This is a genomic window from Mycobacterium europaeum, from assembly GCF_034555895.2.
In the GTDB taxonomy this organism is placed as follows: domain Bacteria; phylum Actinomycetota; class Actinomycetes; order Mycobacteriales; family Mycobacteriaceae; genus Mycobacterium; species Mycobacterium europaeum.
Window position 1 is genome coordinate 3,435,318 of the sequence record NZ_CP157315.1, and the last position, 18,406, is coordinate 3,453,723.

Sequence of the window (18,406 nt, forward strand, 5' to 3'; positions counted from 1 at the left end):
GCCACCCCCAAACGGATGACCGGACGGCCTTGTGGCACAGCGGTTTTCAGGGTCTCAACATGACCTTAACCGCACCGTCCTGCTTCTTCTGGAAGATCTCGTAGGCGTGCGGCGCCGCGTCGAGGGGCAGCACGTGGGAGGCGAAGGTGTCGACGCCGAGGGGGTCGTCGTCGGTGAGCAGCGGCATGATGTCGTCCACCCACCTCTTCACGTTCGCCTGGCCCATCCGCAGCGTCACCTGCTTGTCGAACAGGGTGAGCATCGGCAGCGGGTCCGCCATCCCGCCGTACACCCCGATCAGCGATATCGTGCCACCGCGGCGCACGATGTCGATCGCGGAATACAGCGCGCTGAGCCGGTCCACCCCGGCGGTCTGCATGAGCCGCTTGGCGAAGACGTCGGGCAACATGCCGGTGGCCTGCTGGACCAGCCGGGCCGCGGGGGAACCGTGCGCTTCCATGCCGACCGCGTCGATCACCGAGTCGGAGCCCCGCCCGTCGGTCAGCTCCCGGATCGCATCGCCCAGCGAGCAATCCAGTCGCCCCAAATCGATGGTGTGGATGCCGCGTTGCGCGGCGCGCCCCAGGCGTTCGGCCACCAGGTCGACGGCGAACACCCGGTAGCCCAGGTGTTGCGCGATGCGCGCGGCCATGTCGCCGATGGGCCCCAGGCCGAGCACGGTCACCGTGCCGCCGTCCGGGATGTCGGCGTAGGCCACCGCCTGCCACGCGGTCGGCAGCACGTCGGACAGATAGACGAATCGCGAATCCGGCGGCCCCACAGGAACTTTGATGTGGGTGAACTGCGCCTGAGGAACGCGCAGGAGCTCGGCTTGACCGCCGGGGACCTCGCCGTAGAGCTCCGAGTAGCCGAACAAGGCCGCGCCCATGCCCTGCTCGCGGACCTGGGTCGTCTCACACTGGGTGTAGAGCTGGTGGTCGCACATGTAGCAACTGCCGCAAGAGATTTGGAAGGGGATGACGACGCGGTCGCCGACGCGCAGGTCGCCCGTTTCGCCGCCGACCTCGCGCACGATACCCATGGGTTCGTGCCCCAGGATGTCACCGGGCTTCATGAAGGCCCCGAGAATCTCGTAGAGATGCAGGTCGGATCCGCAGATGTTGGTCGATGTGACTTCGATGACGGCGTCGGTCGGCTTCTCGATCTTCGGGTCGGGCACCGACTCCACCCGCACGTCGCGCTTGCCGTGCCACGTGACAGCTTTCATGTGGATGGCACATACCCCGCTGGGCACGCGCGAAACGCCGGCCCGCGGGGCCGTTAGCGACGGCGCTTGAGTGGATGCTCGCTGTCGATGAGCCCTCGGGCGATGTCGATGAGCCTGGTGTTGGACTGTTGCGAGAGGCGGGTGAGCAATTCGAACGCCTCGACGGCGTCGAGATTGAAGCGCTCCATGATGATTCCCTTGGCCTGACCGATCATGTCCCGGGAGGCCAGGGCGCTGCGGAACTGATCCTGGCGGCGCAAGATCGACCACGCCAACGCGATGTGCGCGGCGTAGACGGCACCGAGCTCCACCGCGTCGTCGGGGAACGCGTGCGGGGATTCGGCATAGAAGTTGAGCGCGGCCATGCTGCCGCTATCGACGAACAACTCGTACGACAGGATGGATCGGATGGGGGTCTGCTCCAGCGCGTACCGCCGATACCGCGGCCACCGCCCCTCTGCGCCGAGGTCCTCGACGTGCATCACGTGGTGCCGCCAGGCCGCCTCCACGCACGGCCCCTCACCGTACTGATTCTGGATCTCGTCCAACACGATCGGGTATTGGTGCGTGGCGGCCACGTTGGTGACGGACTTGCTGCGCTCGGCGAGGGTGATCCCCGCGTACTGCGAGCCCGCCACGTGCAGAACGCCGTCGCCGATGAGTTCGTTCAGCCCCGCCACGGTGTCGGTCTCCCGGCGGTCGAGGTTCGACACCATCTCGGCGAGCTGGGCGACGACCACCGCACACCCGTTTCGCACAGCATCCCCTTTCGAAGCTCCCGCCCTGGGCGACCACCCTGGGCGGGACATCAGGCACACTTCGGCTTCAGGCACACTTATTCTCGAGAGCCACGCCCCGCAGTTCGATCGTTGAAAATGTGAATTCGGTGTGTCAACCCCACCCAGCGAAGTCTATAAGCCAATAAGCGAAACGTAACCTCCCGGGGCCGAGCGCTCCGCTCGGCTCGCGTGCCACCAGTGCATACACGCAATGCCCTGGCAATAAACACTTTTCGCATCCACCGCGGCGGGTCGCCCGTCGACGCCGTCGGCCCCGCGCCCCGGCAGCGGCCGTCCTGCACTCGGATTGGTGGCTTCCATAGTGATCGTGGGCAGCGGCTTCAAGCGAGGGCATCCCGATGCCGAAGACCGGGCGCTCAGCCTTCGGCCGACTGCTGGGCCATCGCGTAGGCCAGCTGCAGGAAGTCGGCGCCGGCCAGCACCGTGAAGACGCCCGCGACCAGGCGGGTGAACCGCGGCGCGAACACCAGGCCGATGGCGAAGCCGGTCGCCACCCACATGTCCAGGCAGAACGGGCAGGTCAGCAGCTCGCCCAGGCTGTGCCGCAGCTGGCTCTCGTTCCTGACCTCCTCGTGGACCTCCGCCGGGCCGCCGGTGCCCGCGTAGCGGGTGAACGGTGCGCGCAGCGGGCTCGTCACCGCATCCTTGGTCAGCGTCCGCGAGAGCTTGTGGGTGCCCAGGGTGACGGTGACCAGGTCCTGGATTCGCCAGCGGTTCGGCAGCGTGCGCCCGCTGAGCAGCGCGGCCGCGGTCGCGGCGGCCACCACGGCGCTGTAGATCACCAGCACCGCCACGTAGCCGCCCAGCGGCCGGGGCGCCTCGCCACGATATGCGTCCGCTTCGCGCCGTGCGCCGTCGACCACCTGGGCCTTGGCCTCCGCCACCTCTGCCATTGCATCTCCTTCAACTCAGGGGCACAGCAGGCTGGATACCCGTTGGCGGTGAGCGCAATCGGGCGACCGTGGGCCGCGGTCAGGCGTCCTGCTCGCCGGACCCGCTGGCCGCGTCGGCGAACTTCGCGGTTCTGGCGGCCTTGCGCAGGGTCCGGTTGGTGGAGCGCAGGTCGGTGTTGGCCGCCGAGAGCGACGCGTTGTGGTCCTCGAGGTCGAGGATGCGGGCGACCCCGGCCAGGTTGACGCCGGCGTCGACGAGCTCGCTGATGCGCTTGAGCCGGGCCAGGTCGTCGGCGCTGTAGCGCCTCGTGCCGCCATCGCTGCGCGCCGGCGTGACCAGTCCATGGCGTTCGTACAGGCGCAACGACTGCACCGCGATGCCCGAAAGCTCGGCGGCCACCGAGATGCCGTACACGCCGTGATCGGGCGCCGGGGCGCCGGAATCGCCGCGTTGGTCGGTCATCACGCGTCTCCTCGAAGCTAGCTGGCTGAAAATCTATTTATCACACTTGCACGACTGTGTCGACGGTGCTATACAAAATCTATGTCATTGGACATAGGTATCTACCAGACCACCACAGCCTAGATTGGAGTGAGAGGTGACCACCATGCTGATGCGTAGCGACCCCTTCCGTGAGCTCGACCGCTTTACCCAGCAGGCGTTCGGCACGGCCGCCCGGCCGGCGGTGATGCCGATGGACGCCTGGCGCCAGGGCGAGGAGTTCGTCGTCGAGTTCGACCTGCCGGGCATCAACGCCGACTCGCTGGACATCGACATCGAGCGCAATGTGGTGACCGTGCGCGCCGAGCGGCCCGGCCTGAACCCCGACCGCGAGATGCTGGCCACCGAGCGGCCGCGCGGAGTGTTCAGCCGGCAACTGGTGCTGGGCGAGAACCTCGATACCGACAAGATCGAGGCGTCCTACCGCGAAGGCGTTCTGCGCCTGCGCATTCCGGTAGCCGAACGCGCCAAGCCGCGCAAGATCAACATCGAGCGCGGCGATTCACAGACCGCCATCGACGAGAACGCCAAGCGGCACGAGGTCATCAACGCCTGAGCGGAGCGGGGCGGCGGCCCGGGCCCGTTCCGGGCCCACGGGCCGCCGCCCCGCCCGGCTCAAGGCACCCAGGGAGTCCAGGTGCGAGATGAAGTGGGAACTCGACGGCCAAACGGCTGACGTCGAAAGGGCATTGGCCGGCGGCGCCGAGCAACCGGCCGGCTGGTTTCGCTTCTACTTCGCCGACCAGCGCTGGGAGTGGTCGGAGCAGGTGCAACGGATGCACGGGTATGAGCCCGGCAGCGTCACCCCCACCACCGAACTGGTGCTCTCGCACAAGCATCCGGACGACCGCGGACACGTCGCGGCCACCATCGATCAGATCGTCAACACCCGCCAGGCGTTCGGCACCCGCCATCGCATCATCGACACCGCCGGCAACGTGCGCGAAGTCGTGGTGGTGAGCGACCGCCTCTTCGACGACGACGGCGACGTGATCGGAACCCAGGGCTTCTACATCGACGTCTCGCCGGCACCGCGACAGGCGAACGAGGACATGGTCAGCGCGAGGCTGGCCGAGATCAGCGAGAACCGGGCGGGCATCGAACAAGCCAAGGGCATGCTGATGCTGGTCTACGGCATCGGCGAAAGCGCGGCCTTCGAGCTGCTCAAATGGCTTTCGCAGCAAGCGAATATCAAGCTCCGGCCACTCGCCGAGCAGATCGCCGAAGACTTCCGCAACGCCGGCCTACCCCTCGACAACCGGCCGGCGTTCGACCATCTGATCCTCACCGCGCATCAACGCGTCGCCCAGACCGACGGGTCATGACGACTTGCGGCGGGTACGGGCCGCCCCGACCAGATGCGCAATCCCCTTCTCGATGCCGGCGGCGAGCGTGTCGATGTCGGGAGCGGTGTCGTAGTCGGCGGTGATGCCGAAGACGAAGGTGTCGGCGTAGCTGAGCATCGCGATGCCGGTGCGCACCTGCAGCGCGATCGGCGGAATCGGCAGCAGCTCCAGCACCCGTCGACCCATCAGTCGCTGACGGCTGCGTGGGCCGGGGACGTTGGTGGCCAATGCGACCACCGCCCGCTGGGGCAGCCGGGAGAGCAACCGAATCGCCCACGCGGACAGGGCGAACGGGCTGCGTTGGGCCGCTACCACCACCGCGCTGCCACCCTCGCTCTGGCCGCTCGCCTTGGCACGGGCGAGCCGGTCGTGCACGAGCTTGAGCTGCCGCACCGGATCCGGCTCGTCGACCGGCAGCAACGGCAGCATCGCCGAGACCCGGTTACCCGCGACATTGAAGTGGTCGACCGCGCGCACCGAGACGGGAACGAGGGTGCGCAGCGAATCCGGGCCGGGCCGCTCGCCGCGCGCCAACAAGACGGTCCGATAGCTGTGCGTGATCGCCGCCAGCGCAACGTCATTCAGCGTGACGTCGAAGGCCCGGGCCGCCTTGTTCATGTCGGCCAACCGGGCGCGTGCGGCACTGTACCGCCGCATCGTGGTGACCGGCCCGTGCAGCGACGATTCCGGGGCGGGGCGCAGCAGGCCGGCCGCCAGTTCGGCCACCCCGATCGCCGCGTGTTCGGCCGCGGCCACCGCGCCGAACGCGCTCCGACCGATTCCGCCGGCCCAGCTCAAGGGATTGAGGCTCACCTTCGGGGCGGCCGCGGGCGCGGGCTTTCTCGCAGCGCCGACGTCGGCGGCGAAGGTGTCCCCGTGGCCGTCGTCGCTGAACTTCGCCAACAGCTGGGTGGTCGCGATGCCGTCGGCGATGCAGTGGTGGATCTTGGTCAGCACCGCCCATCGGCCCTTGCTGAGCCCCTCGATGATCCAGCATTCCCACAGCGGGCGCTCGCGATCGAGCCGGCGCTCCATCAGCGTGGCGATCATGTCGAACAGCTCCCGTTCGCCGCCGGGGCGCGGCAGCGCGACCCGGTGCAGGTGACGCGCGAGGTCGAAGCGCGGGTCGTCCACCCATTCGGGCGGCCGCAGGTCGAGCGGGTGGGTCCGCAGGACCTGCCGGCAGCGCGGGATGGTCTCGACCCGTTTGGCGAACGACGCGGCGAACTCCTCGTACGTCGGGGCCGGTCCCTCCACGATCGACACCCCGCCCACCGCCAGGCTGACGTGCGGGTCGGAATCCTCGACCTCGAGGAAACCGGCATCGAGCGCGGTCAATCGCTCCATGGCCGCTACTTTCCGCGCCGCGATGGCCTGCTGGCAGGGTCGTAAGTCCTCAACTACTGAGGCCAAACGGCGGCTGCGGCGGGGCGCCCCCGGCCATATCGTAAGGGGGGTGCAGGGACAGCAATTGAGCAGCGAGGCAGATGCTTTCGCCGCCGCGTCCCGCACCGACCTGACCGCACTGCCCGACCTCCTGCACGGGCGGCCGCGCGCGGGCCCGGTCCGCGAACGCCGCCCGATCTACGTCGATCTGCTGCCGCCGTGCAACGCCGGTTGCCCCGCCGGCGAGAACATCCAGGCGTGGCTCGCCCACGCCCGGACCGGACGCTTCGAGCAAGCCTGGCGGCAGCTGACCGCCGACAACCCCTTCGCCGCGATCCACGGCCGCGTCTGCTACCACCCCTGCGAATCCGTCTGCAACCGGGCGCATCTGGACTCCTCGGTGTCGATCCACGCGGTGGAACGGTTCCTCGGCGACACCGCGCGCGCGCAGGGATGGCGGTTCGACCACCCGCCGCAGCCGACGGGCAAGCGGGTGCTGGTGGTCGGCGCCGGCCCCAGCGGGCTGTCGGCCGCCTATCACCTCGCGCGGCTCGGCCACCTGGTGGAGGTCCGTGACACCGGTGCGCAGCCGGGCGGGATGATGCGCTACGGCATCCCGAAATACCGGCTGCCCCGCGACGTGCTGGACGCCGAGATCGACCGAATCGCCGCGCTTGGCGTGGAGTTCACGTGCGGGCACCGGGTGGAGGACCTGGGCGCCGAGCGCGACGCCGGGGGTTTCGACGCGGTGTTCGTCGCAGTCGGTGCCCACCTCGCCAAGCGCGTGGACATCCCGGCCGCCGATGCCGCTTCGATGCTGGATGCGGTCTCCTTCCTGCGCGCCGTCGCCGTCGGCGAAACACCCGAACTCGGCCGCCGCGTCGCCGTGTACGGCGGCGGCGACACCGCGGTGGACGCCGCGCGCGTCGCGCGCCGGCTCGGCGCCGAGGACGCCGTCATCATCTACCGCCGCACGGCGGCCCAAATGCCCGCGCACTCCCACGAGGTGCAGGAGGCCGAGCGCGAGGGCGTGCGGATCCACTGGCTGCGCACGATCACCGCCTTCGACGGCCCCGAACTCCAGGTGGAGCTCATGCGACTCGACGAATCCGGACGTCCGGTGCCGAGCGGGCAATTCGAGACGCTGGCGGCCGACACCGTGATCATGGCCCTGGGGCAGGAGACCGAGTCGGCGTTCATGCGCAGCCTGCCCGGCGTGGAGTTCGACGACGACGGTTCCGTGCGCGTGTCGTCGTCGCTGATGACCGGCTGCCCGGGGGTGTTCGCCGGCGGCGACATGGTGCCCTGCGAGCGCACCGTGACGGTCGCCGTCGGGCACGGCAAGAAGGCGGCCCGGCACATCGATGCGTGGCTGCGCGGCGTCGACGGGCAGCGCGCCCCCAAAAATCCGACCGCGGAGTTCGACCTGCTGCACCCGTGGTACTTCGGCGACGCCTCCCGGCGCACCGAGCCCGAACTTCCCGCCGCACAACGCATTAGCGGGTTCGACGAGGTGGTCGGTGGCCTGTCGGCACCGGCCGCGACGTTCGAGGCCGGCCGGTGCCTATCGTGCGGCAACTGCTTCGAGTGCGACGGCTGCCTGGGCGCCTGCCCGGAGGACGCGGTGATCAAGCTGGGACCGGGTCACCGCTACCGCTTCGACTACGACCGCTGCACCGGTTGCGCCACCTGCTACGAGCAGTGCCCGGTGCACGCCATCGAGATGATCCCGGAGCCCCGGTGACGCGCGCCACGATCGACGGCAACGAGGCGGCGGCGTCGGTGGCCTACCGCCTCAACGAGGTGTGCTGCATCTACCCGATCACCCCCTCCTCGCCGATGGCGGAGCTGGCCGACGACTGGTCGAGCCGGCACCGGCCCAACGTCTGGGGCACCGTGCCCACGGTGGTGGAGATGCAGAGCGAGGGCGGGGCCGCCGGAGCGCTGCACGGCGCCCTGCAGGGCGGCGCGCTGGCCACGACGTTCACCTCGTCGCAGGGCCTGTTGCTGATGATCCCGAACATGTACAAGATCGCCGGCGAGCTGACTTCCGTGGCGATCCACGTTGCGGCCAGGTCGATTGCCGCGCAAGGTCTTTCGATTTTCGGTGACCATCAGGACGTGATGGCCGCGCGCCAGACCGGCTTCGCGCTGCTGTCGTCGGCCTCGGTACAGGAGGCCCACGACCTGGCCCTGGTCGCGCAGGCGGCCACGCTGCGCACCCGAATCCCGTTCGTGCACTTCTTCGATGGCTTCCGCACCTCGCACGAGCTGAACACCATCGAGCTGCTCGACGACGACGACCTGCGGGCCCTGGTTCCCGAGGAGCTGGTGCTGGCGCACCGGGAGCGCGCCCTTTCCCCGGAGCGGCCGTTCATCCGCGGCACCGCGCAGAATCCCGACACCTATTTCCAGGCGCGCGAGACCGTGAACCCGTTCTACGCCCGGGTGCCCGAGGTGGTCGAGGACCTGATGGCCGAGCTCGGCCGCCGCACCGGGCGGCCGATGCGCATCGTCGAGTACACCGGTCACCCGCAAGCCGAACGGGTGGTCGTGCTCATGGGATCCGGCGCCGAGACCGCCGCCGCGACGGTGGCGGCCCTGGTCGCGCGCGGCGAGCGGGTCGGGGTGCTGCGGCTGCGGCTGTACCGGCCGTTCCCGGTGCGGGCGCTGCTGGCCGCCCTGCCGCCGACCGTCCGCGCGGTCGGCGTGCTCGACCGGACCAAGGAACCCGGCTCGCACGGCGAGCCGCTGTATCTGGACGTCGTCGCCGCCCTCGCCGAGGCGTATGTGAGCGGCGAACGGTCGGCGCTGCCGATGGTGTGCGGCGGGCGCTACGGGCTGTCGTCGAAGGAATTCACCCCGGCCATGGTCGCCGGCGTGTTCGCCGAACTGGCCCGCGACCGGCCCCGGCCCCGCTTCACCGTGGGCATCGACGACGACGTGAGTCGGACGAGTATCGAGTACGACCCGGCCTTCGACATCGAGCCGGCCAACACGGTGCGCGCGGTGTTCTTCGGCATCGGCTCCGACGGCACCGTCGGCGCCAACAAGAACACGATCAAGATCCTCGGCGGCGAGGAGGACCTCTACGCCCAGGGCTACTTCGTCTACGACTCGAAAAAATCCGGCTCGCAGACGGTTTCGCACCTTCGGTTCGGGCCCGAGCCGATTCGCGCGCCCTACCTGGTGCAGCGGGCCTCCTTCGTCGGCTGCCACCACGAGCGGTTCCTGCACAAGCTGGACGTGCTGGGTGGCGCCGCCGAGAACGCCGCGCTGTTGGTCAACACGAGACGTCCGCCCGAGAAGGTGTGGGACGCCCTGCCGGGCAGCGTGCAGCGCCAGATCCTCGACAAGCGCATCCGGCTGTACGTCGTCGACGCCAGCGGCATCGCCCGCGAGGTGGGGCTCGCCGGACGGATCAACATCGTCCTGCAGACCTGTTTTTTCGCCATCTCCGGTGTGCTGCCGCTGGAACAGGCGCTCGCCCGGATCAAGGACAGCGCGGCCAAGACGTACGCCGGGCAGGGTGCCGACGTGGTGGCCCGCGAGGCCGAGGCCGCCGACCGCGCCCTGCAACGGCTGCACCAGGTCGACGTCCCGGACACCGCGACGTCGGTCGTCGCGCTCGAACCGCCGGTCGGACCCGACGCCCCCGAATTCGTGCGGGCGGTGACCGGCGAGATGATCGCCGGCCGCGGCGACGCGCTGCCCGTCAGCGCCCTGCCGATCGACGGCACCTACCCCAGCGGCACTGCCGCCTACGAGAAGCGCAACATCTCCGACCTCGTCGCCGTCTGGGACCCCGACACCTGCATCCAGTGCGGCAACTGCTCGTTCGTGTGCCCGCACAGCGTGATTCGCACCAAGTTCTACGACCAGGAACACCTCGAGGACGCGCCCGCGACGTTCCCTTCGGCACCGCTCGACGCGGTCGGCCTGCCCAACGCCCGCTACACCCTGCAGGTCTACGTCGAGGACTGCACCGGATGCGACCTGTGCGTCCAGGCCTGCCCCGCCGTGGTGCCCGGCACGCCGGTGATTAAGGCGATCAACCTGGCGCCGCGCGAACCGCTGGTCGCCCCCGAACGTGAGAACATCGCGTTCTTCGAGACGCTGCCGGTGGCCGACCGCTCGAGGGTCGATTTCGGCACCGTCCGCGGCACGCAGTTCCTGCAGCCCCTGTTCGAATTCCCCGGCGCGTGCGCCGGTTGCGGGGAAACGCCCTACCTCAAATTGCTGTCGCAGCTTTTCGGGGACCGGTTGGTGATCGCCAATGCCACCGGCTGCTCGTCGATCTACGGCGGCAACCTGCCCACCACGCCCTGGACGGCCAACGCCGAGGGGCGCGGGCCCGCCTGGTCGAACTCGTTGTTCGAGGACAACGCCGAATTCGGCCTCGGGCTGCGGCTGGCCGCCGACACCCATCTCCGCCAGGCCCGCCAGCGGCTGACCGAACTGCGTGACGCGCTGGGCCCCGACCTCGTCGACGCCGCCCTGGCCGCCCCGCAGCGCCGCGAATCCGAACTGGACGAGCAGCGCCGCCGCGTCGCCGAGCTGCGCGGCCGGGTCGACCGGCTGCAGGTCGGCGACGAATTGCAAAGCGTAATCGAGCATCTGGTGCGCCGCAGCGTGTGGATCGTCGGCGGGGACGGGTGGGCCTACGACATCGGCGCCGGCGGGCTCGACCACGTGCTCGCCAGCGGGCACAACGTCAACGTGCTGGTGCTCGACACCGAGGTTTATTCGAACACCGGCGGACAGATGTCGAAGAGCACACCGCTGGGGGCGGTGGCCAAGTTCGCCGCCGGCGGCAAGACCGTGCCGCGCAAAGATTTGGCGTTACAGGCTATTTCGTACGGCAACGTGTATGTCGCGCGCGTCGCCATGGGCGCCGACCCGCAACAGACGCTGCTGGCCTTCCGCGAGGCCGAGGCCTACGACGGGCCGTCGCTGATCATCGCCTACAGCCACTGCATCGCGCACGGCTTCGAGATGCGCAACGGCCTGGATCAGCAGCACCGCGCCGTCGCCAGCGGGCACTGGCCGCTGATCCGCTACGACCCGGTGCTGCGCGCCACCGGAGACCCGCCGTTCTTGCTGGATTCGCACCGGCCCCGCATTCCCCTGGCCGACTACCGCAACCGCGAGCTGCGCTACCGGAGCCTGGCCAACACCGACCCCGACGAGGCCGAACGGCTTGCGGCGCTGGCGCAGGAGTCCATCGACCAGCACTGGAACGTCTACGAGGACATGGCCTCCCGCGACCCGCACGACTTTCCCGCCAAAGCGGGATCCCCTCCGACGCCGCGGAGGGAGGGCTGATGGACCTGACCACCCACTACCTGGGCCTGAGGCTGCGCAACCCCCTGCTGGCATCGGCATCCCCGCTGAGCACCACGGTCGACGGGGTGCGCCGGCTCGCCGACGCGGGCGTCGGGGCGGTGGTGCTGTACTCGCTGTTCGAGGAGCAACTGCGCCGCGAGGCGGCGCACAACGAGCGAATGGCGTTGCAGGGCAGCGAAGGCTACGCCGAGTCGCTCAGCTACTTCCCCGCCACCGTCGAATCGTCAGGCAACGGCGGGCCCGAGCGCTACCTGCGCCAGCTCGAGCGAGCGGTCGCCGCGGTCGACGTCCCCGTGATCGGCAGCCTCAACGCGTCCACGCCCGGCAACTGGGCGCACTACGCCCGCCGCATGCAGGACGCCGGCTCGGCGGCGATCGAGTTGAACATTTATTACCTCCCCGGCGACGCCGGCGTGGACGGCCGCGCGGTGGAGCAGCGCCACCTCGACGTGCTGGCCGAGGTCAAAAGCGCGACCGGCATCCCGGTCGCAGTCAAACTCAGCCCGTACTTCAGCGCGACCGCCGAGATGGCGCACCGGCTGGACGCGGCGGGCGCCGACGGGCTGGTGCTGTTCAACCGGTTCCTGCAGCCCGACATCGACCCCGAGACGCTCACCGCGGTGCGCACCGTGACGCTGTCGACGGCGGCCGAAACGCGCGTGCCGCTGACCTGGATCGCGTTGCTGAGCGGCCGGATTCGCGCCTCGCTGGCCGCCAGCACCGGCGTGGAGCTCGCCGGCGACGTGGTCAAGTACCTGCTCGCCGGGGCGGACGTCGTGCAGTCGGCGTCCGCGCTGCTGCGCCACGGTCCAGACTACGCGGGCGTGCTGCTGCGGGGGCTGTCGGAGTGGATGGCCCGCAAGGGCTTTCAGTCCCTCGCCGAGGCGCGCGGGCTGCTGGCCGCGCCCGACACCGAGCACTCCGGACTCCGCGAACGCGCGGATTACGTCTGGGCGGTCCGCAAGGCGAACAACGGTATCTACGAAGCATATTGACGCGGTAACTACAGGGAGGAAAGAGACGATGAGCGGCTTGACCTACATTCGCTTCTTCGAGGAGGTCGGCATCAGCGACGTCCCGCTGGTCGGCGGAAAGAACGCCTCGCTCGGCGAGATGTTCCAGAAGCTGTCCGGGCAGGGCATCCGGGTGCCGCACGGGTTCGCGACGACCGCCGGGGCCTACAAGCACGTCCTGGACAGCGCCGGGGCATGGGACGCGCTACACGCCGAGCTCGACGATCTGGACCCGGGCGACGTGGCCGCGCTGGCGCGCAAAGGCAAACGTGCCCGCGAGATCGTCTACGGCGCAGGCCTTCCCGACGACCTGGCCGCCGAGATCGTGGCCGCCTACCGGATGCTGCAAGACGAGTACGGCGAGGATGTCAGCCTGGCGGTTCGCAGCTCGGCCACCGCGGAGGACCTCCCGACGGCGAGCTTCGCCGGCCAGCAGGAGACCTTTCTCAACGTCACGGGGGCCGAGAGCCTGCTCGACGCGTGCCGCCGCTGTTTTGCCAGCCTGTTCACCGATCGGGCCATCCACTATCGCATCGACCAGGGCTTCGACCACTTCAAGGTCGCGCTGTCGATCGGCGTGATGAAAATGGTGCGCTCCGACCTCGCCTCGTCGGGCGTCATGTTCACCATCGACACCGAGTCGGGCTTCAACGACGTCGTGTTCATCACCGGCGCCTACGGGCTCGGCGAGAACGTGGTGCAGGGCGCCGTCGACCCCGACGAGTTCTACGTCCACAAGCCGACATACCTGGCCGGCCACCGCGCCGTGCTGCGCCGCCTGGTCGGCGACAAGGCCGTGAAGATGGTCTTCGTCGAGGGCGGAACGAAGCACACCACCCGCAACATTCCCACGCCCAAGGCCGACCGCGCCCACTTCTGCATCACCGATGAGGACGTCCTCGAATTGGCCGGCTACGCCTGCGCCATCGAACGGCATTACGGGCGGCCGATGGACATCGAGTGGGCCAAAGACGGTCTCGACGGGAAGCTCTACATCGTCCAGGCCCGCCCCGAGACGGCGGCCTCCCAGCGCAGCCTGACGACGGTGGAGAGTTACGTCCTGGAAGGCAGAGGCGAGGTACTCGCCGAGGGCCGGTCGGTCGGCGAGAAGGTGGCCACCGGCGTGGCGAAACGGATAGAGCACCTCGATCAACTGTCGGAGTTCCAACCCGGCCAGGTTCTGATCGCCGACATCACCACGCCGGACTGGGAACCGGTCATGAAGACGGCGGCCGCCGTCGTCACCAACCGGGGCGGGCGCACCTGCCACGCGGCGATCATCGCGCGCGAACTCGGCATCCCGGCCGTGGTGGGGGCGGGCGACGCCACCGCGAGCGTGCCGGACGGCGAGGTCGTCACGGTGTCCTGCGTGGAGGGCGACACGGGGCGTGTCTACCGCGGCGAGGTCGGCTTCCACGTGGACCGCACGGAAGTGGCCGACCTGGCGCGGCCCCGCACCGAGATCATGATCAACCTCGGCAACCCCGACCTCGCCTTCAAGACGTCGTTCCTGCCCAGTGACGGTGTCGGGCTTGCCCGGATGGAGTTCATCGTCAGCGAATACATCAAGGTTCACCCGCTGGCCCTGCTGCATCCCGACAAGGTCCACGACCCCGAGGCCCGCCGGACGATCGCCCGACTCACCCAGGGCCATGCCGACGGGGGCGAGTTCTTCGTGCAGCGGCTCTCCGAGGGGATCGGCACCATCGCGGCCGCCTTCTGGCCCAAGCCCGTGGTGGTGCGGATGTCGGACTTCAAGACGAACGAATACGCCAGCCTGATCGGCGGGACCGCCTTCGAGCCCGTCGAGAGCAACCCGATGATCGGATTCCGCGGCGCCTCGCGCTATGCGCACCCGGCCTACGCCGAGGGATTCGCGCTGGAGTGCCGTGCCATGAAGCGGGTGCGCGAACAGATGGGCCTGACCAACGTCGTGCTGATGTTGCCGTTCGTGCGGCGGGTGGCCGAGGCCGACCTGGTCCTGGCGGAGATGGCCAAACACGGTCTGCATCGCGGTGAGAACGGGCTCAAGGTGTACGCGATGTGCGAGATCCCCAACAACGTCATCCTCATCGACGAGTTCGCCAAGCGCTTCGACGGCTTCTCCATCGGGTCCAACGACCTCACCCAGTTGACCCTCGGCGTCGACCGGGACAGCGAGATCGTGGCCTTCGACTACGACGAACGCGACGAGGGCGTCAAGGAGATGATCCGCCTGGCCGTGGAGGGCTGCCGCCGCAACGGGATTCACTCCGGGTTGTGCGGTCAGGCGCCGTCGGACTACCCCGACATGGCCGAGTTCCTGGTTCGCTGTGGCATCGACTCGATCAGCCTCAACCCCGACGTGGTGGTCAAGACCACGCGGCAGATCCTGGACCTCGAGCAGCAGGTGGCAGCTGCCCGCTGAATCGACCGATTGCCACCGCGGCCCGGCTGGGTCATTTGTGAGTTAATGTTCGATTCGAGTGCGCGGGCGCAAGGGTTGTCGGCACCGGTGTCCGCGACTCGACAGGTAGCCAGCCAGCCAGCCAGCGCTGAACGAATCTTGCGATGGCCCAATGTCGTTGGGCTTCGATCCCGGGCCCCCCGGTAACCGGGCTAATTGGTCGTCGGTGGTGGTTGGGGCTGGAAGGGTTCGTACCACCACCAGTCGGCGCGCTCGCCGGTGGGCCCCGGGCACGGCGCGACAGCCGGTGGGGGCCCAGTGGGTGGGTGCGCCAGCGATCCCGGGCTCAGTGCGCGGCCGGCGCTGTCGGTGATGACGAGAGCCTCTGGGCTCCCGGTGATGGTGATGACGCCGCGGTGGTGCAGCCGGTGGTGATACGGGCAGAGCAGCACCAGATTGGCCAGCTCGGTGGGGCCGCCGTCTTCCCAGTGCCGGATGTGGTGGGCGTGCAGACCGCGGGTCGCGCCACAGCCGGGAACCGCGCACATGGGGTGGCGATACTCCAGCGCGCGGCGAAGCCGCCGGTTGACGGTGCGGGTGGTACGGCCCGCGCCGATGGGCTCGCCGTGCCGTTCGAACCAGACCTCACAGGTGGCATCACAGGTCAGGTAGCGGCGTTCGGCGTCGGACAGCAGCGGACCCAGATGCAGCGCGGCCGCGCGCTGCTCAACGTCGAGGTGCACCACCACCGTGGTGTGCTGCCCGTGCGGCCGCCGTGTCGCCTCGGCGTCCCACCCCGCCTCGACCAAACGCAGAAACGCCTCGGCGGTGCCAGGCAACGGGGGCCGCCGATCTGAATCGCCACGGCCCGCGCCGTGATCGCGCTTCCACTCGGCGATCAACGCCTCACGATGCGAGGCCAGCGCCGCGTCGAACTTGGCGGCGTCCTGGCGGGGAAGTGCGATCCGGTAGCAGCTGCCCGCCTCGGTACGGGTCGTGGTGATCGAGCACTCAGGCTCGGGCCGAGGATCGGGGCAGGGTCGCGGTTCCAGCCTGACCGCGGTGCGCAGCTGGTTGACCGTGGCCACCTGCGCCAGCTGCGCATAGTGCTCATCGGATCCCCGCCCGCCGCGCGCGGCGATGACGCCGACCTGATCCAGCGACAGCCGCCCATCCCGCAAGCCCTCCACGCAGCGCGGGAACTCCTCCAGCCGGCCCGCGACGGTGGCGATCGTGTGCGCGTTGGCCGGCGAGCAGCCCAGCTTCCAGGCCACCAACGCCGGCACCGAGCGCGCCCCGGTGACCCCGCCCAGCTGGTCGCGATCGATCTCGGCCACGATCTCCACGATGCGCCCATCGATCGCGTTGCGCTGACCGGCCAACTCCGCCAACTCCTCGAACAACACCTCAAGACGCTCGCCGGGACTTACCACCACGGCGCCAACAGATGCGGTCGAAGACATAACACCATTCTCGCGGCCGGGTACGACAAGTGCGCCGCGACTACCGCTCGCGGGCGCGATCTCAGCCGCGCGGTGGCTGGCGATAGAGGGCGGCGCCGGCGACGACGTCGGCCCCGGCCGCGACGAACAGGACCCGCGCGCCCGCCGGCAACCGCTCGGCCCGCTGACCGAACGCGGCGGCCAGGGCGGCTGTGTGCATGCGTTCGTCGTCGGCGACGCTGATCGCCTCGGCCGGCACGCCCAGCCGGGCGCCCAGCGCGGTGCGGTATCCGGGCCGGGCGGGGGCGGCGACGATCGCGTCGACGTCGGACAGCCGCACCGACTGCTCCTGTAGGCACGCCGCCACCGCCCGCCCGGCCGCCGCGGCGAACCGCTCGTCCCTCGCCGCCGACTGACAGAAGCGCAGGACGTTGCGGGAATCAGCGAAACCCACTGTGGCGCTGAATGTTTCGTCGCCGGTTTCACTCGGGTCGTTCACCCAGGAGACCCGGCTGAGGCCGTAGTCGTCGTCGGACCAGCCGCACAGCATCGCCGCGCCGGCCGCCGAGAACGGGAAGTGCTCGCTCATCCCGTGTCCGGGGTCGGCGTCGCTGGCGACCACCAGCGCGCGCCGGATCGCGCGGCTGCGCATGAACCCGTCGACGATCTGCAGCGCCGTCAGCAGCCCGCACGTGCCGTTGGCGATGTCGAAGGAGAAGGTCCCGTGGGCGCCGGCGTGCGGGTCCTCCGGATTGGCGCCGATGTCGTCCTGGATCAGCGCGGCGAGCGCCGGCTCACCGAGGTTGCGGTCGCGGTAGATGCCGGCGTTGACGACCAGGTCGAGGTCCGAGGCATCGCATCCGGCCCGCTTCAGGCAGTCCTTGGCGGCGACGACGGCCAGGTGCAACGCGCTGTGGCGCCCGCGCAGCCGCGAATGCGAGACGTCGATCCTATCAATCACCGTGCCCATAGCGGCTCACCACATCCTCGTCCAGGGTCAACAAGACCACACCGATCTCCAGCCCGGAGGCCAAGGCCAGCAACGCAATTCGCTCCCCGGGCCTGATCCGCCCGGCCTCGAGTTCCTCGACGAGCGCCACCGTGTGGGTCGTGGAGGCGGTGTTGCCGTAGCGGTCGACGGTGATCACCGCGTCGTGGCGAGGGCTGTCGCCGAACACCTCCGACATCCGGGCCATTCCCTTGCGGATGGCGCGCGCGGACGTCTGGTGGGTGATCACGTGGTCGATGTCGTGGATCGAAAGGCCAACGGTGTCAAGCACTTCGCTCAACAGCAGCGGAGTGTTGGCGATCGCGGCCTTCTGGATGGCGCGGGAGTTGGTGAACATCCGCGCGCCCGGGTCGCCCCCCTGCGGATACGCCAGACAGAGCCGGCTGTAGTCGGCGACGGTGGTGAAGCCGGCCAGGGCGATGCCGGCCGAACCGGCCGGCGCCCGCTCCAGCAGCAGCGCCGCGCCGGCATCGCCCAGCGTCAGGGAGGCCAGCTCCTTGCTCATGATGTTGCGGATGTGCCGGGCGGCGTTGTTACCGAGCTGCGAGATGTACTCGCCGCTGACGACCAGCCCGCGCTCGACGACGCCCTGGCGGATCCAGTTGTTCAAAATCGTCACGCCCGTAAGCATTCCGGCGCACGCGTTGGACACGTCGAACGTCATCGCGTTCACCGCCCCGATCCCGCGCGCCACGGCGCTGCTCATGGTCGGCTCGAGCCACTGGGTCAGCCCGTCGCGGAACTTGGTGATGCTGCAGCTGATCACCACGTCCAGCGCCGCCGGATCCTGCTGCGCGGTGGCCAGGCAATTCAGCGCCGCCGAGCTGGCCAGGGTGTAGGAATCCTCGTCGCCCACCGACACCCGGCGTTCGCGGATCCCGGTCAGCCGTTCCAGGTCGATGTGGGTGCGGTGGCGGGTGGACGCCATCAGCTCGTCGGTCGTCAGGTGGGTTCCGGGCAGATGCCGGCCCGCGGCCGCGACCCGCGCGACGAAGGGCGCCGCACCGCCCGTCCCGGTTGTTTCCATCACCAGCCAGTGCCTGGTCATCGATGGC

Annotated in this window: 14 protein-coding genes; 6 read left to right on the forward strand and 8 right to left on the reverse strand. The window is 69.4% G+C overall.

Annotation, left to right across the window (positions count from 1 at the left end; all coding sequences use genetic code 11):
- Positions 1–46: 46 nt before the first annotated feature.
- From U8D42_RS15640 to U8D42_RS15655, 4 genes are all read right to left on the reverse strand, one after another.
- On the reverse strand, positions 47–1,228 hold the full coding sequence (locus U8D42_RS15640) for a zinc-dependent alcohol dehydrogenase (protein WP_322859753.1): 1,182 nt from the start codon (positions 1,226–1,228) through the stop codon (positions 47–49).
- Between the two features lie 53 nt (positions 1,229–1,281).
- Positions 1,282–1,944: a GAF and ANTAR domain-containing protein gene (locus U8D42_RS15645; RefSeq protein WP_322860150.1), complete on the reverse strand. Its 663-nt coding sequence runs from the start codon at positions 1,942–1,944 to the stop codon at positions 1,282–1,284.
- A 440-nt stretch (positions 1,945–2,384) separates the two neighbouring features.
- Complete coding sequence (locus U8D42_RS15650; protein ID WP_322859752.1) at positions 2,385–2,921, reverse strand: DUF1360 domain-containing protein; 537 nt, start codon at positions 2,919–2,921, stop codon at positions 2,385–2,387.
- A gap of 79 nt (positions 2,922–3,000) precedes the next feature.
- Positions 3,001–3,384 carry a MerR family transcriptional regulator gene (locus U8D42_RS15655; RefSeq protein ID WP_322859751.1) on the reverse strand — a complete coding sequence of 128 codons (384 nt, stop codon included), beginning with the start codon at positions 3,382–3,384 and terminating at the stop codon, positions 3,001–3,003.
- A gap of 145 nt (positions 3,385–3,529) precedes the next feature.
- Here U8D42_RS15655 and U8D42_RS15660 point away from each other — a divergent pair, with 145 nt between their 5' ends.
- A complete protein-coding gene (locus tag U8D42_RS15660; protein ID WP_322859750.1) occupies positions 3,530–3,979 on the forward strand; it encodes an Hsp20/alpha crystallin family protein in 450 nt (149 codons plus the stop codon).
- An 88-nt stretch (positions 3,980–4,067) separates the two neighbouring features.
- Positions 4,068–4,748, forward strand: a complete 681-nt coding sequence (locus U8D42_RS15665; RefSeq protein WP_322859749.1) for a PAS and ANTAR domain-containing protein — start codon at positions 4,068–4,070, stop codon at positions 4,746–4,748.
- Here the strand turns inward: U8D42_RS15665 and U8D42_RS15670 are convergent.
- Positions 4,743–6,116, reverse strand: coding sequence for a WS/DGAT/MGAT family O-acyltransferase (locus tag U8D42_RS15670; RefSeq protein ID WP_322859748.1), 1,374 nt, complete (start codon positions 6,114–6,116; stop codon positions 4,743–4,745). The genes U8D42_RS15665 and U8D42_RS15670 overlap by 6 nt on opposite strands.
- A 109-nt stretch (positions 6,117–6,225) precedes the next feature.
- Between U8D42_RS15670 and U8D42_RS15675 the strand changes: the two genes are divergently transcribed.
- From U8D42_RS15675 to ppsA, 4 genes are read left to right on the forward strand one after another with little or no spacing between them, the layout of a single operon-like run.
- Entirely contained in the window at positions 6,226–7,899 is a 1,674-nt protein-coding gene (locus U8D42_RS15675) for an NAD(P)-binding protein (protein WP_322859747.1), read from the forward strand.
- Positions 7,896–11,480, forward strand: a complete 3,585-nt coding sequence (nifJ, locus tag U8D42_RS15680; protein ID WP_322859746.1) for a pyruvate:ferredoxin (flavodoxin) oxidoreductase — start codon at positions 7,896–7,898, stop codon at positions 11,478–11,480. Before U8D42_RS15675 ends, nifJ begins: the two co-directional genes overlap by 4 nt.
- Positions 11,480–12,496, forward strand: coding sequence for a dihydroorotate dehydrogenase-like protein (locus U8D42_RS15685; RefSeq protein WP_322859745.1), 1,017 nt, complete (start codon positions 11,480–11,482; stop codon positions 12,494–12,496). The genes nifJ and U8D42_RS15685 overlap by 1 nt, the downstream gene beginning before the upstream one ends.
- Positions 12,497–12,524: 28 nt before the next feature.
- Positions 12,525–14,921 carry a phosphoenolpyruvate synthase gene (gene ppsA, locus U8D42_RS15690; protein ID WP_322859744.1) on the forward strand — a complete coding sequence of 799 codons (2,397 nt, stop codon included), beginning with the start codon at positions 12,525–12,527 and terminating at the stop codon, positions 14,919–14,921.
- 191 nt (positions 14,922–15,112) lie between these two features.
- Here the strand turns inward: ppsA and U8D42_RS15695 are convergent, their stop codons facing one another.
- The 3 genes from U8D42_RS15695 to U8D42_RS15705 form a co-directional block, all read right to left on the reverse strand.
- The gene (locus tag U8D42_RS15695) at positions 15,113–16,363 is read right to left on the reverse strand and encodes an HNH endonuclease signature motif containing protein (RefSeq protein ID WP_322859743.1); all 1,251 of its coding nucleotides are present in this window, start codon (positions 16,361–16,363) and stop codon (positions 15,113–15,115) included.
- Positions 16,364–16,424: 61 nt separating this feature from the next.
- On the reverse strand, positions 16,425–17,312 hold the full coding sequence (locus U8D42_RS15700; RefSeq protein ID WP_322859742.1) for a 3-oxoacyl-ACP synthase: 888 nt from the start codon (positions 17,310–17,312) through the stop codon (positions 16,425–16,427).
- Positions 17,296–18,399 carry a 3-oxoacyl-ACP synthase III family protein gene (locus U8D42_RS15705; RefSeq protein WP_322859741.1) on the reverse strand — a complete coding sequence of 368 codons (1,104 nt, stop codon included), beginning with the start codon at positions 18,397–18,399 and terminating at the stop codon, positions 17,296–17,298. The genes U8D42_RS15700 and U8D42_RS15705 overlap by 17 nt, the downstream gene beginning before the upstream one ends.
- Between the last annotated feature and the right edge of the window lie 7 nt (positions 18,400–18,406).

Excerpts from the sequence above, each read along its gene's own strand:
- U8D42_RS15655 (WP_322859751.1), bottom strand. The coding sequence starts at position 3,384 with ATGACCGACCAACGCGGCGATTCCGGCGCCCCGGCGCCCGATCACGGC.
- U8D42_RS15700 (WP_322859742.1), bottom strand. The coding sequence starts at position 17,312 with ATGGGCACGGTGATTGATAGGATCGACGTCTCGCATTCGCGGCTGCGC.
- U8D42_RS15670 (WP_322859748.1), bottom strand. The coding sequence starts at position 6,116 with ATGGAGCGATTGACCGCGCTCGATGCCGGTTTCCTCGAGGTCGAGGAT.
- U8D42_RS15660 (WP_322859750.1), top strand. The coding sequence starts at position 3,530 with ATGCTGATGCGTAGCGACCCCTTCCGTGAGCTCGACCGCTTTACCCAG.
- U8D42_RS15685 (WP_322859745.1), top strand. The coding sequence starts at position 11,480 with ATGGACCTGACCACCCACTACCTGGGCCTGAGGCTGCGCAACCCCCTG.
- U8D42_RS15665 (WP_322859749.1), top strand. The coding sequence starts at position 4,068 with ATGAAGTGGGAACTCGACGGCCAAACGGCTGACGTCGAAAGGGCATTG.
- ppsA (WP_322859744.1), top strand. The coding sequence starts at position 12,525 with ATGAGCGGCTTGACCTACATTCGCTTCTTCGAGGAGGTCGGCATCAGC.
- U8D42_RS15650 (WP_322859752.1), bottom strand. The coding sequence starts at position 2,921 with ATGGCAGAGGTGGCGGAGGCCAAGGCCCAGGTGGTCGACGGCGCACGG.
- U8D42_RS15695 (WP_322859743.1), bottom strand. The coding sequence starts at position 16,363 with ATGTCTTCGACCGCATCTGTTGGCGCCGTGGTGGTAAGTCCCGGCGAG.
- U8D42_RS15645 (WP_322860150.1), bottom strand. The coding sequence starts at position 1,944 with ATGGTGTCGAACCTCGACCGCCGGGAGACCGACACCGTGGCGGGGCTG.
- U8D42_RS15705 (WP_322859741.1), bottom strand. The coding sequence starts at position 18,399 with ATGACCAGGCACTGGCTGGTGATGGAAACAACCGGGACGGGCGGTGCG.
- U8D42_RS15640 (WP_322859753.1), bottom strand. The coding sequence starts at position 1,228 with ATGAAAGCTGTCACGTGGCACGGCAAGCGCGACGTGCGGGTGGAGTCG.